Origin of the sequence: Paraglaciecola sp. L3A3 (genome assembly GCF_009796765.1) — a bacterium.
GTDB lineage: Bacteria > Pseudomonadota > Gammaproteobacteria > Enterobacterales > Alteromonadaceae > Paraglaciecola.
The window spans coordinates 1190047-1204078 of sequence record NZ_CP047023.1 but is presented as its reverse complement, the minus strand read 5'-3'; the positions used below and the strand labels follow the sequence as shown (position 1 = coordinate 1204078).

Sequence of the window (14032 nt, the reverse complement as noted above, 5' to 3'; positions counted from 1 at the left end):
GAAATTAAATTGGCATCCTTTACTCAAGATTTACTTTCCGTATTAAAAAGCAAAGTCACAGTTTTATTATGTGGGGTGTTCACTAGTATTATAACTGCTAGGTATTTAGGGGCTGCCGGCAGTGGTGAATTAGCTACCTTAATTGTGATACCCGACCTACTCATGATCGTTGGCTCGTTGGGTATTAGGCAATCAGCTGCCTTTTTTATCGGTAAAGAAAAATACTCGGATGAAAAAATATTCTCGAATGTTTTAGGGATGTGGCTTATAACAAGCCTTTTATGTATGTTAATGAGTTGGGTATTTTTACGCTATGTTACTAACTCAACATTTTCTACTACGTTAATCCTACTGGCATTATTACCTATTCCTTTTGCTTTGCTCAGTACATATAGCTCTGGCGTGTTTCTCGGCAAGAACAAAATAAAAGATTTTAATTCAGTCAATTGGATACCCAACGTAGTACAGCTAGCAAGTTACGTGTTATTAATTATGCTAATTCCCTTAGGAATAGAAGGCGCTTTAATAGGCCGCGCCTTGGGCTACATAATTGTGATTTATTTCATTTGGCGAAAATTGACCGCCATAGTTCCGATAAAATTTAGTTTTGATTTAAAAGTCATTAAAGAGCTATTAGCATTGGGGGGGATCTATGCTATTAGTCTAATCATTATTAACTTCAATTATAAAATTGACGTTATCTTATTAGAAAAATTCTCAACACTACATGAAGTGGGTATTTATACTAAAGGGGCAGTGATTGTAGAAAAACTATGGGAAATTCCCTCTTTGTTAGGAGCTATTATTTTTGCCAGAAGTGCAACTGCCAAAAATAGTAAATTATTCTCATATAAAGTCGCGCAACTATTACGTATCTGTTTCGTTGTTATATTTATAGCTTGTATTGTTTTTTTCGTATTCTCAGAGTTAATCATGACCACCATGTACGGAGATGAGTTTTTGGCAAGCTCGCAAGTCCAAAGAATTTTACTACCTGGTATCTTTTTTATGACAATTCTTAAAGTCTTGAACATGGACTTGGCTGGGCGAGGTAAACCTTGGTTAGCCTTATATGCCATGTTGCCATCCTTAGTAGTGAATATAGCGCTGAATTGGTTATGGGACGAAAAATATGGGGCCAATGGAGCCGCAGCTGCATCAATGATTAGTTATACAGTCAGTGCCATATTATTTCTCATTGTGTATTCAAGAAGTGTAGGCATTTCAATCAAAGAGATATTTCGTTACAGCACTGAAGATTTTATCCTTGTAAAACAAAAAATACTTAAGCGGTAATATATGCCTAAGACTAAATGTGCCAGCTACCATTTATCACTACAGAAGCAACATAAAAAGGGATTGTAATGCAACAACCAGTATTAGTTTCAATTGTCTCAGCATATTACAATCGACAAGATTGGGTTGATAACACTATTGAAAGTCTTATTAATCAAACCTATTCAAATATTGAAATTATTATTTTTGATGATGCTTCAACTGACGATACCTATGAAAAATTACATGCCTATGCCGAAAAAGATAAACGCATAAAATTAATCAGATTCGCTCAAAATAAAGGTTTTGTTTTAGGGATGATAGAAGCAATAGCGATGTGCCAAGGTGAATACATTGCTATTCAGGGTTCTGGTGATATTTCATTTCCTGAGCGTATTGCCAAACAAGCAGATATATTAGCAGCCAACCCCAAAATTGGTTTAGTTGGTAGTCTACGTAATGTAGTCAACAAAAGCTCGCTTGATAAATTATACGCATTTAAAAATAATAGCTGGGTTGAAGGCGAAGCTTTTAGTGGTGATGCCTCAAAACTAATATTGAAAAAAAATCTATTTTCACATGGTGAAGTCATGTTTAGGAAATCGGTATATGATAAATGCGGAGGATATCGCGAAATATTTACTTTTGCTCAAGATAGAGATTTATGGATCAGAATGAGTAAAATCTGTCAATTTCACACTATCCCAGAAGTGCTATACGAAAGGTATTTCATCGAAGGTGCTGTTAGCATTAACCCAGAAAAAAGACTGATTCAACGCTTGTTATCAGAATTAGCCGTTCAGTGTGGCGAAACTGAAACAGGCAACAAAGATATAGTGCAAAAATATGGTTTGCAAGCCCCATTCTTTTTAAAACCGTCTAGACGGTTATCCATAGACTTGAGTAAAATGGCCATAAAGTGGCTAAACCAAAATGAAATCGCAGCAGCAAAAGTATTTGCAGTTGCTGCTTGCAATCAAAAACCCAATTTAATGTGTTATTTAGTGTTATTTATGGTAACCAAGCTACCACTTAACATTAGTTTATTAATCAATAAACTAATGTTTAAAATTCACAAATTGACCATTTGAATGACACAAATTCAAATAAAAAATATTATTATAATCCTCTGTATGCTGGATTACTGGAAGCCACGGATAACTATTCAAAAGTTTATTTAACTTTGACTTAATTAAATATGGAGGGGAATACTATTAATTTTACAGCTAGCCAAATAAAGGTTTTTCTTCTCTTTACCATTTTTATTATCGGCAATGTAAAGCCAGGGATCGGTGCGATCTTATTAATTGGTTTTCCTTTTCTATTTGGTAAATATTATTTAGCCAAAGTTTCTTTTAATCGAGTATTTTTGCTTGCTGTACTGTTGTGCGCCTATACCATTATCTTTTGTGTTAAACCTAGTTTAGATAACCCGATTTTATATCTAGAGGAAATTGTAAAACATGTAGGTTGGATCGCTTTAGCTATTATTGGCGCCAGGCTAAAAGAGTCAGAATTTCGACTTTTTTATAAAGTGTTTATTATTTCTATTTTAATTTCTTTGCCATTAATCTTTATACTACCGATTCGATTTCGTGCCTATTTTGTTCATTCTAATCATTTAGCTTATTTCACTATTCTTCCACTCATCTACTATTTGACTATCGAACACTTTCCCCGAAGGTGGCTATATATCGGGGCCTTGTTTTTCATTTGTCTTATCACTGTAAGTTCAGGTGGCGTATTTTCATTTTTACTAGTACTCATGATATTTCTGCTTATACAAAACTTTTCAATTAAATATCTATTTATATTTGTTGCTTGTGCACTCCCTTTATTTTACTTTTCTGGCATTTATGATGCTTTTTACTTCAAAATTGCTTCTGTTAATTTTGATGAAATAACGCAAAAATCGTCAAGACTTTCTTTTGGTGACGAAAGTAGTTTGGTCTGGCGGATGACATACTGGCTAACCTTATACAATCAGTTTATGAACACAGTAGACACTTTTACTTTAATGTTTGGTGAAGGGGTAAAAACCATGAGTGCCGGCAACTATTTATACTACTTTATGACTCGTGACCCTCACAATGATTACCTCAGATTATTTATTGAAAGAGGTGCCATTGGCGCTGCAATATATATATTCATATTGGCAAAAATGATATTTACGACAAAAGCTAAGTTATTACTCTCATTAGGCCTATTTATTCCAATGATATCGGGAAATATTATTGTTAGTTTCCCTTATTATTTTGCATTTATTCTGTATGTATCAATGCTATCAAATCTAAACACTCCCCCAAAACGTAAGGTGAATTAGCGTTATGAAAATTGCTATAGTGACTCCGTTAAAAAACGAAATTAAAAATTTACCGCTTTTAATTGAAAAAGTAACAAACCAAAACATTGAGGTTGAACATTGGGTGATCGTTGAAAATGGCAGTGATGATGGCTCAAAAGAGTTTTTAGAAAAAATTACCTCACTACCAAATGTTAAACATTTAACCGTGTTAAATTTTACTCTACCTGTCGAAAAATATGAGTTAGGTATTAAGTACGCCACAGTAGTTAATCAAGGATTTGAGTATTTATCAAAAAACAATTACTTAGAAGCGATTGATTTTGTCGGCATATTAGACGCAGATTGTTTTCCTGATGAGAATTATTATCAAGAATTAACGACATTTATGAATAATTCTACAGAAATTGGCATCTCAAGCGGCCTAGCGTACAGTTTAGATGGCAAATATGATGGGAAAAGTAGGGACTGGGTAAGAGGAAATTGTCGATTGTGGAAACAACAGTGCTTTTTAGAAGCAGGTTATTTTGTTGGCCCTTCGGCCGATGCTCTGTCTGTTTGTAAAGCGGAGCTGAAAGGTTGGAAGTCGATCCCCATGCAGACATTGTCTTATAAGTGTAGGGATGTAGGCGAAAATGTAAATTATTCTTATTATGGATACTCAGCATATTATAGAGGTATTCCTCCTGCTTATGCTTTTTTAAAAGCGTTTAAATATTTATTACAAGGTAGTGTTGGTAACTTCACTGGGTATTTTAAAGGTTATTTTGGCGCCTGGTATAATAAAAAACCCCGTATCAACGATTCCGAAATTCTAGAATATTTCTCTAATTATTATGCGAAGAAATTAAAGTCTTAAATAATGAAGTTATCCTATCGAAATATCCATTTATGTAAAGCTTCACACTCAAAGAACATCATGTTTATCGGGAAGTTAAAAAGAACCGCAACAAAACTGTGGCTATGGATAACAATTATAGCAAGCTTAGTGCTTCATTCTCCATTTACATATGCAAAAGAAGATATTGAAATCATTCATGAACGTGTAAAACAGGATTTATTAGGTACCGCAATTAATGACAAGCAAGTAAAAAAGGTATTGTCTACCATAAGATCGAATGGAACTTGGGCAAATATAAATTATAAAGACGTTTCATTAACTGGCTTCCAACATAATGTTCACTTAGATAATATGTTGTTATTGTCAAGATCCTATAACCTTGAAGGCTCAAAATATTTCAAAAATTCCAAGGTAAAAAAATCAATCGAAAAAGCCTTAACTTATTGGTTAAAACATGACTTCATTAGCGATAACTGGTGGGACAACCAAATTGGAATCCCAAACGATTTAGTTACCTTGATTCTATTAATGGATGGTGAACTTTCTGAATCATTAATAGAAAAAACCCAGCCTATTATCGGCAGAGCCACTACAGATTCCACAGGAGCTAGACCAGGGGGCGACCGGATAAAAATTGCCAATATTCAAGCAAAAAATCTATTGCACTACAGAGACGTAATTAAACTTTCTGAAGTAATAAAGGTCATTGAAGGTGAAATTAAACCTACGGCGCCTATTAACCTCAGTTATGGTTATGGCTATACAGAAATGGAAACAGGTTTAGGCACTTCTGCAGCTGAAGGACGTGGGTTACAGTACGACAATAGCTTCCACCATCGTACCGATGCGGTTAATAACACCCTTTCTTATGGCTTAAGTTATGCTAGAGCTTTTGTGATGTGGGCAGATTATACAACTGGCACCCGTTTCGCACTTTCCCCAGCTAAACTAGAACACCTTATTGACTATTTTTTAGATGGAATTTGTAAAATGGCGGCATTTGGAAAGTACCCCGACATTGGCTCAAAAAACAGAAGCATAAGCCGTAGAGGATCTTTAAGTGCTTATAGTGCTGTGATGGCAGAACAACTGCTTAGTGCGTCCGATTACCGGAAAGTTGAGTTACAAGAAATTGCTGATATCCGAAATAATGATATTAAACCTACGATTTCACATGCAACCTACTTCTGGCTATCTGATCATTTAACATATCAGCGCCCCAACTTTTTTACCTCGGTACGAATGTATTCCTCCCGTGTACACAATATGGAATCGGCTTATAATAGCGAAGGATTACTAAATCATTATAGAGGCGACGGCGCAAACCATATATCAGTAACGGGCGATGAATACTTTGACATTGCACCTGTTTTTGATTACCAAAAAATACCAGGTACAACCATATTACAAAAACCAGAGTTACCTTCTACTGATGAGATTCAGAAACTCGGACTCTCTAATTTTGTAGGGGCAGCTACTGATGGGATGTATGCAACTGTTGGATTTGATTTCAAAAGCCCACACGATCCTTTGATTGCACGTAAAGCTTGGTTTTTTTTCGATGATGAATATGTGTGTTTAGGCGCAGGTATTTCAACAATACTAGATTACCCAGTTGCGACAACTCTCAATCAGAGCTTACTTAGGGGGAATGTTACTCTTTCTAGTGAGAGCCAAATCTCTACTTTACAGAAAGGTGAAAAACAATATAACAAAGTCGATTGGATTTATCATAATGGCGTAGGTTACCTTTTCCCTACTCCGCAAAAGATTATGTTAAAGAATAATAAGGCTACTGGATCTTGGTTCAAAATAAATCAGCAAAACAGCACACCAAAAGGAGAGGTAAAACAAGATGTATTTAAGCTATGGATTGATCATGGATATGCACCAAGTGATGACACATACGAATATATTGTTGTGCCCGGCACAAATATAGAAAACATACAAAAATATTCAGAAAAAAATGTAAAAATTTTATCAAATACGCCTTATATTCAAGCCGTAGCCAATAAAAATCTAGGGTTATACCAAGCCGTTTTTTACAAGGCAGGAGTTATTGAACTCGAAGAAAACATAATTCTATCAGCAAGTAGTCCAGGTATTTTTCTTCTAGAAATAAAAGGTGGGAATGTAACAAAAATTACGGCATCTGACCCTAGTCATTACCTTCAAGAACTTCACTTTAGCTTAAGCACTAGAATACTAGCTGAGCAAGAAAACTATAAATCTGTATGGGATGAAAAAAAACAGAAAAGTAATATAAGTATTTCTTTACCTCAAGGAGTCTATACAGGCAGTAGTGTAAGCATTACTCTTTAAATTATTTAACTTTACTAGATATATATTTTAAAGCGTATAGATAATATAGCCTAATAGCAGCAAACACAGAGTCGGAAAACAAAAACACAACAAAAAATTGTTTTAACCTATGTCCATTAGTTTTGATTTTAGTTGGCTTAACAAGCCATTGTTTAATGATCGATTTACACAGTATATGCTTTACCGAATTAGGTTTGATTTGAGATAAACTTTCTTTTGTTATTGGCGTGTTTAAGTGAAGCTCACAGAGCCACAATAAATAAAATAAACAAGTTTTAGCTCGCCATTGCTTTGCTATCTTAATTACCCGTTCCAAATCCATATTTTGATTGCAAATTAGCTCATGGCAATCTAGCAAACCATAATCATAAAAGTCACAATCTCTCATTAAGTGAATTGCCAAATTAACGAGTTGATCTTCGTTTGACATAACTCTTAACTTTGGATGTTTGTACAAAGGATGTTGAATACTGCGTTTGGCTATACCCTCTTGATCGAAATGAAATAGCCCTGGATAAGATAAATGCCAGTGAATATCAAAATATACTCTAGTCTTATAATTTGACTGCCAAGTTTGTTCAAACAGGCCATCAAATGCCTTATCAGACTTAGATATAATCTTACTTGATTGACGGCTAAATAACTTTTCAAACTGATTTTTATCATTAGGGGCAATTAAAAAATCAATATCAGAAGTTCCCCTAGGTGCTTCACTTGTATACCACCTATCGTTAAAAGCCATGCCCTTCAATAACATCATAACGGGGTATTCGTCGGTTAACGTATTAGCTAGTTCGCGTAATACAGCCTTTTTTTCTTCTACATCTACAATCACAGCAAAGGTATATTGCTTTAACCAAATGAGTGTTTTAGCTGAGCAAAGCTGTAAATGACCGCGTTGATTTGCATGCTTATAAATCAGCGCAGCAAGTCTTTCAGCACTAGGCATTTGGGGCAATGAATTAAAAAACTGTACAAGCTTGCCATTAGGCCACTTGGTTTCAACTAAATCAGTTGAAGAAGCATAAATAAATACATCTAAACGCTGCCTAACAGTATTATGCATATGTTACTAATTGCTCAGGAATATCCATGGTTAAACGACTCACTAAACTTGCACCAATAAGGGCTTGAGCTGCCGCTACCCCTTCATTCAGATTAGGCTTACGGCCTTTTAAATTATGACAATCAGAGGCTATAGCGCTAACGGCACCTTGTTGTAACAGCTGTTCGGCGTTCTGCTGGGCTTCTTCACCAAACTGACCGGTTAAGCTGCTGGCGGTGATTTGTAGCGGGCAGCCCATATTGGTAAGTACCTCTAGCTTTTGTGGCTTACGTACAAAAGTTTGATTACGCTCTGGGTGTACAATAATAGGTAGGTAATTTTTATTAATTAACCATTTCACTAAATTTTCGTACCCTACTGGTACTTCAATACGCGGGAATTCTAACAAGAAAGTTTTTTTCCCATTATACACACCTAAAGTGGGTATGGCGTCTTGGGCCACTAGCTGCATTATTTCGCTGCTAATGCGTACTTCGCTACCCAGCTGTAAGCCAATTTTTATATTGGCTTCATCAACCTGTTCTTGAAAAATAGTAAATCGCTGTTGTAAGTCAGCTCTTTGGTTTTCAAAACGGCCAAAGTGTATATGGGGTGTAAGCACCTGCACGGTAACACCGGTGTCAACAGACATACGCAGCATATCAAGTGCCTCGTCTAAAGTCCGAGCACCATCATCTACCCCAGGTAAAATATGACTATGAATATCAATCACGCTTTTTCTCCTAAACCTAAAAGATGAAGAGCATTTACCACAGAGTGTTTTCCTTATTAAAAATAACGAGAGTAATTTACCACATAGACAACTAAGGAAAAACAATACATTTGTTAAGAATTAAAGAACAAGAGCAAAAGCTGATCACAGGGGTACACTGAGTTTTGAAACGCGGCTTCGCCGAAAAGATTAAAAGATCAACTAGCATAATCGAAGTAGTAGCCAAGCCCCCCTAAATCTAAACATATTCATTTTATTCAACTTTCCTTAATAGCCTTATTTTAGGTTGGGGCACTATGTGCCCTCGCTCATTACTGCTACCCCTGTTTCAATTAAAGAAAAAAAGCACATTAATACACACAAATCTTGAGAAATTTCCAATTGTACTAAAAATATTTGCTTTTAATTTCGTTGGCATCTCAGACTCTGAGTTCAGGTGTTATGACTCTTACGATAACGGCGAACACTCGATCCGATTAATATCAAGGCAAAAAGCGAAATAGTGCTCGGCTCAGAAACGTCAATAATAGTAAAGTTAGCTTTCCGTGTTAATGCAACCCCTAAGTAATGAGCTGACTGGTCAACTAAATATTGTTCTGATTCTATGTAGCTTATCCCCTCATAGCTCTGTTCCGCCCAATTAACGCCATGATAGTAATCATCAGACACACTAACGGGGTTATACCATCCATTGCGATTCTCGTCAGCCCCAAATAATGCGCCAGAGTACTGGATGCAATCAACATCAGGTGGGCAGAAGAGCGCGTCAAACTCGTTGTATGTGTCACCAAAAAAATTGACGAAAACTAACTCTCTATCGTAAGGATTCTCTAGAAAACCGTCCGAGGGAGAATAGAAATTATATCCACTATCTTCATCGCTGCCCCACTCAAACGTACCATAGGATAAGTCGAATGAATTAAACAAATACGCTATCTCGACATTGGTAGCCAAACTCCAACCATTAGCACCGTGTGCTGCTAATGCCTGTTCTATCGATAGTCCATCGGTAACAGACCATTGCAACCATTCAATACCACTTGCACTGTCGATTACTATATTGGTGTTTGTATCTAATGAATAATCACTGATTAATCCTGCAACTGCAGGTTGAGAAGCCGCAAACACTGCTGCGAGAGCTATTGCCTTATCAATTTTCATGTTTAACTCCTAATTTGACGTCCATATCGAATAAGCGATACATCCGGTTAAAAAAACAACACCTAAAGGCATTAAACCACAGAGTGTACAGAAATCACAGAGAACACGGAGGGAAAATAGTAATTCTTCTGAGCTACAAGTCACGTTTGGCTTTGAGCATTAGGAGTTTAGCTAATCTTAACATTCCATTGCTTTTCTCTGTGTAACTCTGTGACATGCTTTAGGCTTTTAAAAAGAAAAACGGGGTATGTCTAAGACATCCCCCGTTCTTTTTAACTTAGTTGTATAGTTAGCTGTTAGCTCTTTTCTACTCCGTAATACCCTTCTTGGTAGTAGTGTTCGCCGTAGTAGCTCATTTTTTGTGGTGAGGCTTGAGTTAGTACTACACCCGCTAAGTTAGCATTAACTTTACGTAGGCGAGTGACGGTTTCTTTGGCCATGTTAATTTTTGTATTTTCTGCTTTAACTGCAACTACAGTAGTGTCAGCTAGTTTTGACAACACACAGGCATCACTTACCGGCAAGGTAGGTGGGCTATCGATGACTATATGGGCGAATTGCCCTTTAAGCGATTCAAGTAAATCGGCAAAACGTTTAGACGACAATAACTCCATTGGGTTGGGCGGTATGCTGCCACAAGTTAACACACGCAAATTAGGCGCGCCTTCAACTTGAGTTAATTCGTCACCTTTAATTTTAACGTTCACCCCACCCGCTAAGGCATCACTTAGGCCTGAGGTATTGGTTAAACCTAAATCTTTAGCAATGGCCGGTTTACGTAAATCCAGTTCAATTAATAAGGTTTTATCTAACTGACTAAAGGCCACCGCTAAGTTAATGGCTAAGGTAGTTTTACCTTCAGAGCCGACAGTAGAAGTAATTAATACCGTTTGAGGTGGGTTGTCGATATTACTAAACAATAAGCCGGTACGTATGGTGTTTATGGCCTCAGCAAAAGTTGAACGCTGGTCGTCAATATATTGTTTTTCTGGGCTGACCGCTTTTTTACCTTTTTTCACTAAAGGGGTAACCCCAAGAGACGGCAAATGTAACTGCTCTTCAATCTGATCTGGCGTTCTGAATACATTACCCAAGGCTTCTCGTAAAAAGGCTAACACTATCCCGGTAAACAAACCAAACACCAAAGTACCGGCAATAATTAGTATTACTCTAGGTTTAATTGGAGAGCTTGGTACCGTGGCTCGGTCAATAATACGCACATTAGAGGCATCGTAATCCCCTGACACATCAGCCTCCATTAAGCGACCTAAGAATGATTCGTAAACGCGACGGTTGTTTTCGACTTCACGCTCAAGGCGGGTAATTTCAAAACTACTGCCTTGGTACGATTGCAATTCGGCTTTGGTTTTTGCGGTGAGCTCTTTGACGTTTTCGAGCTGCACAGTAGCTAATCGGTATTCTTTGGCTATGTTTTCAACTATTTTGTCGACTTCGCGGTTGAGGTTATTTTGTGCGCCGATTAAATCTGAGCGAGCGGCAATCATTTTTGGATGTTTTTCGCCATAACGTTCAGCTAACTCTTCTACTTGGCGGTTTTGATTTGACTCTTCGCGCACTAAATCCCTAATGGTGGGGTTTTGTAACACTGGCCCTAACGACAAATAATCACCTTTACTGCGGTCTAACTTTTGTACTTGGCTGTACATTTCTTGGGCTTCAGACAGTTTAGTTTGGGCCCGTACCAACTCAGTATTTAAATTAGACAATTGGCTGTTAGCAATGCGTGCTTGTTGCTCAGAGTCCATTAAGCCACTGCTGGTGCGCACAGCCGCTAACTTGTCTTCAGAAGTTTGTAAGGTAATTTTAAGATCGTCTAACTGCTCGCCTAACCATTTGGCGGTGTCTTTAAGGGTACTTAAACGTGCCTCTAAACCAAATTCAATATAGGCATCGGCCACGGCATTAATCACTTCGGCAGCCTTTGCCGGCTCATCAGACTCGTAACTAATATTGATAATTTGGCTTTGTGTGCCACCTTCAACCGACAACATTCCTTGTATGCCATAGGCCAGCATAACCCGCAATTGTTCATCAGTCAGGGGCACAGGCTGTTCGGCTAATTCTTCATCACTGGCAAACCAAGATTTCACTTGTTTTTTAACGTCGCTAACAAAACTACTATCATCACCTAGCAACTTAGCTGCAGCTTGTTCTTGTTTGTATCGTGCAACTAAATCCAGTTTATCTACTACAGTTTCGGCAATTTTACGTGATTTGATAATTTCGTATTGTGTTTCGTAAAATAAAAACACCATAGAATTCATTATATAGGCATCGCTGCCTGTAGCATTCGGCTGAATAGGATCAGCCTGTATTTTGGCACTGGCTTGGTAAATAGGTGTAGACTTAATGGCAATAAATAAACCTAAAAAAGCAAACAAAACAGTCACTAAGACGATGCTCCACTTGCGACGTTTAATAATACGCCAATATTGTGTTAAATCGATAGTATCTTCGTCAGCTTGACTTACATCAGCCATTTGCTGCATTTGACTGGTATTAGAATGATTAACCACGTATTAATTCCTTTCCTTAAAAGCAGAAGCTAGATACTAGCTTCTATTTACTATTCGATGTTCTAAAAGAAGCTTTCTTCTACTGTGATTACGTCGCCTGGTTTTACAGGTGAATTAAGATCAACTCGGCTTATATTGTTTGGATCGTTTTCGCGCATTAATTGTATTTTATTGCGCGCGGCTCTTTCGGTGAAACCACCCGCTAATGAGATCGCCCGTTGAACTGTCATACCTTCGCGGTAGCTATAACCGCCTGGTTTATCCACTTCACCATTCACATAAAACTGGCGGTATTCGACGATAGACACCGAAATATCGGGTTTTTTTAAGTAATCGCCCAGATACAATTTAGTAATTTTTAATTCAACCTCATTAATGGTTAAGCCTTTGACTTGTACTTGACCAATTAACGGCATTGAAATACTGCCATTAGCCGACACCCGTGTTTTAGGTAAACTTAAATCAGGTTCGTTAAACACATTCACCGATATTTCGTCGTCGGCCCCTAAACGATATTGACTATTCTCTGATGATAAAGCGCTATCTTGCGCATACAGGTTACTACTGGCAAAAAACGTAAGTAAACCTAGCACCACCAATAAGTAGCTTGTAAAATAACTAACACTATTTGACTTAGTGTACATAACCACTCCTTAATCGAATGATACTTTGGCCGTTAAATTAATACTGTTCACTTTATATTCTGCCAACTCAACTGTTGACTTTCTGTCTTCATAACTCAGATTAGCTCCGAGTTCGACCCAATAGAACAAGCTGTGAGTCACACCTAGCTCAGCCAAGTGCCTAGTATCTTCACGGTTCCCCCCAAATACTAACTCATCTTTAGAATAACTAATCCCACCGGTTAATTTGGTGAGTTCGGTTAAACCATGTTTGAAATCTACTCCGTAGTTAGTCCGTAAAAAACCACCAGCACCTTCAAGTGACGAATCAATACTTTCCCGTTTAGCCACTAAACCAATTTCAGTATAAGTATTAGGCTTCCACTCTAGGTCAGCCTCGTAAGACAAACCTTCAATATCTCGTAAAGTGTTTAACTCATAATCACGCTCTTGGTACCCAACTTTAATCGTTCCTTCAAGTTTATTAGTTAAATCCCACTCCACTCCAACTTGATATCGAAGACTTTCACTATCACGATTAATAGCTCCAAAGTCAGAGTTATAAGTGTAATCTCGATAGACTACTTCGGCCAACAAACGAGTGCGCGGCGCTATGCGATAATAAAACGCTAAAGAGGCTAAATCACGATCATTACTTCGATATTCTTGATCATTATTATCGTAATCACGATTCGTATGGCCTAACTTTAATATCAGTTGACCAAAACTTTCTTGCCTGCCATAGCCAAGTTGTCCATTAATTTGCTTTTCGGTGTAACGATTAAACTCGATTAAGCCATCAAAAATAGTATTTAAGTCACCAAAGTCTTCGTGCTTATCTTTGTATTGCACATCAAAACCAGAAGTCAAACGGTATGAATGATCAAATTTTGCCCCAACCTTAATTTCATGGTCGGTGTAGCTCACGTCGCTGTTATCAAAATAGTTAGCGTATTCGCCATTGTAAGTCACTTCAAAACGTTGTTTACCCAAAATAGCCCCTAGGCTTAATTCTGGTGCTATCACTAAACTAGTGTCGCTTTCTGCATTGCTGTCAGAGGTGCGTAATATGTTGTCGTCATAGGTTAAACGCGAGTCGACTTCAGCTGAAAAACCTGCTTCTTGTCCATTAGCCGTGTTAGCTAAAATACAGCTTAAAACCGCTGTGGCTAATAATGTTTTTTTCATTTTAT

Annotated in this window: 11 protein-coding genes; 5 read left to right on the top strand and 6 right to left on the bottom strand. The window is 37.4% G+C overall.

Annotated elements, in window-relative coordinates:
- Positions 1–9 precede the first annotated feature (9 nt).
- The 5 genes from GQR87_RS05020 (at position 10) to GQR87_RS05000 (ending at position 6740) form a co-directional block, all read left to right on the top strand.
- A complete protein-coding gene (locus tag GQR87_RS05020) occupies positions 10–1296 on the top strand; it encodes a polysaccharide biosynthesis C-terminal domain-containing protein (protein WP_158967152.1) in 1287 nt (428 codons plus the stop codon).
- 68 nt (positions 1297–1364) lie between these two features.
- Positions 1365–2366 carry a glycosyltransferase gene (locus GQR87_RS05015; RefSeq protein ID WP_158967150.1) on the top strand — a complete coding sequence of 334 codons (1002 nt, stop codon included), beginning with the start codon at positions 1365–1367 and terminating at the stop codon, positions 2364–2366.
- 107 nt (positions 2367–2473) lie between these two features.
- Positions 2474–3598, top strand: a complete 1125-nt coding sequence (locus tag GQR87_RS05010; protein WP_158967148.1) for an O-antigen ligase family protein — start codon at positions 2474–2476, stop codon at positions 3596–3598.
- A gap of 4 nt (positions 3599–3602) precedes the next feature.
- Positions 3603–4436 carry a glycosyltransferase family A protein gene (locus GQR87_RS05005; RefSeq protein WP_158967146.1) on the top strand — a complete coding sequence of 278 codons (834 nt, stop codon included), beginning with the start codon at positions 3603–3605 and terminating at the stop codon, positions 4434–4436.
- A gap of 60 nt (positions 4437–4496) precedes the next feature.
- Positions 4497–6740, top strand: a complete 2244-nt coding sequence (locus GQR87_RS05000) for a polysaccharide lyase family 8 super-sandwich domain-containing protein (RefSeq protein WP_158967144.1) — start codon at positions 4497–4499, stop codon at positions 6738–6740.
- Position 6741: 1 nt separating this feature from the next.
- Here GQR87_RS05000 and GQR87_RS04995 read toward each other — a convergent pair whose 3' ends face one another.
- From GQR87_RS04995 to GQR87_RS04970, 6 genes are all read right to left on the bottom strand, one after another.
- The gene (locus GQR87_RS04995) at positions 6742–7806 is read right to left on the bottom strand and encodes a nucleotidyltransferase family protein (RefSeq protein ID WP_158967142.1); all 1065 of its coding nucleotides are present in this window, start codon (positions 7804–7806) and stop codon (positions 6742–6744) included.
- A complete protein-coding gene (locus GQR87_RS04990; RefSeq protein ID WP_158967140.1) occupies positions 7799–8518 on the bottom strand; it encodes a tyrosine-protein phosphatase in 720 nt (239 codons plus the stop codon). Before GQR87_RS04990 ends, GQR87_RS04995 begins: the two co-directional genes overlap by 8 nt.
- A gap of 432 nt (positions 8519–8950) precedes the next feature.
- Positions 8951–9679 carry a hypothetical protein gene (locus GQR87_RS04985; RefSeq protein WP_158967138.1) on the bottom strand — a complete coding sequence of 243 codons (729 nt, stop codon included), beginning with the start codon at positions 9677–9679 and terminating at the stop codon, positions 8951–8953.
- 296 nt (positions 9680–9975) lie between these two features.
- Complete coding sequence (locus GQR87_RS04980) at positions 9976–12216, bottom strand: polysaccharide biosynthesis tyrosine autokinase (RefSeq protein WP_233267402.1); 2241 nt, start codon at positions 12214–12216, stop codon at positions 9976–9978.
- Positions 12217–12278: 62 nt separating this feature from the next.
- The gene (locus GQR87_RS04975; RefSeq protein WP_158967136.1) at positions 12279–12860 is read right to left on the bottom strand and encodes a polysaccharide biosynthesis/export family protein; all 582 of its coding nucleotides are present in this window, start codon (positions 12858–12860) and stop codon (positions 12279–12281) included.
- Positions 12861–12869: 9 nt separating this feature from the next.
- Entirely contained in the window at positions 12870–14027 is a 1158-nt protein-coding gene (locus GQR87_RS04970; protein WP_158967134.1) for an outer membrane beta-barrel protein, read from the bottom strand.
- Between the last annotated feature and the right edge of the window lie 5 nt (positions 14028–14032).

Coding starts and splice junctions, on each gene's coding strand:
- GQR87_RS05015 (WP_158967150.1), top strand. CDS start 1,365: ATGCAACAACCAGTATTAGTTTCAATTGTCTCAGCATATTACAATCGA.
- GQR87_RS05010 (WP_158967148.1), top strand. CDS start 2,474: ATGGAGGGGAATACTATTAATTTTACAGCTAGCCAAATAAAGGTTTTT.
- GQR87_RS05005 (WP_158967146.1), top strand. CDS start 3,603: ATGAAAATTGCTATAGTGACTCCGTTAAAAAACGAAATTAAAAATTTA.
- GQR87_RS05000 (WP_158967144.1), top strand. CDS start 4,497: ATGTTTATCGGGAAGTTAAAAAGAACCGCAACAAAACTGTGGCTATGG.
- GQR87_RS04995 (WP_158967142.1), bottom strand. CDS start 7,806: ATGCATAATACTGTTAGGCAGCGTTTAGATGTATTTATTTATGCTTCT.
- GQR87_RS04985 (WP_158967138.1), bottom strand. CDS start 9,679: ATGAAAATTGATAAGGCAATAGCTCTCGCAGCAGTGTTTGCGGCTTCT.
- GQR87_RS04975 (WP_158967136.1), bottom strand. CDS start 12,860: ATGTACACTAAGTCAAATAGTGTTAGTTATTTTACAAGCTACTTATTG.
- GQR87_RS04970 (WP_158967134.1), bottom strand. CDS start 14,027: ATGAAAAAAACATTATTAGCCACAGCGGTTTTAAGCTGTATTTTAGCT.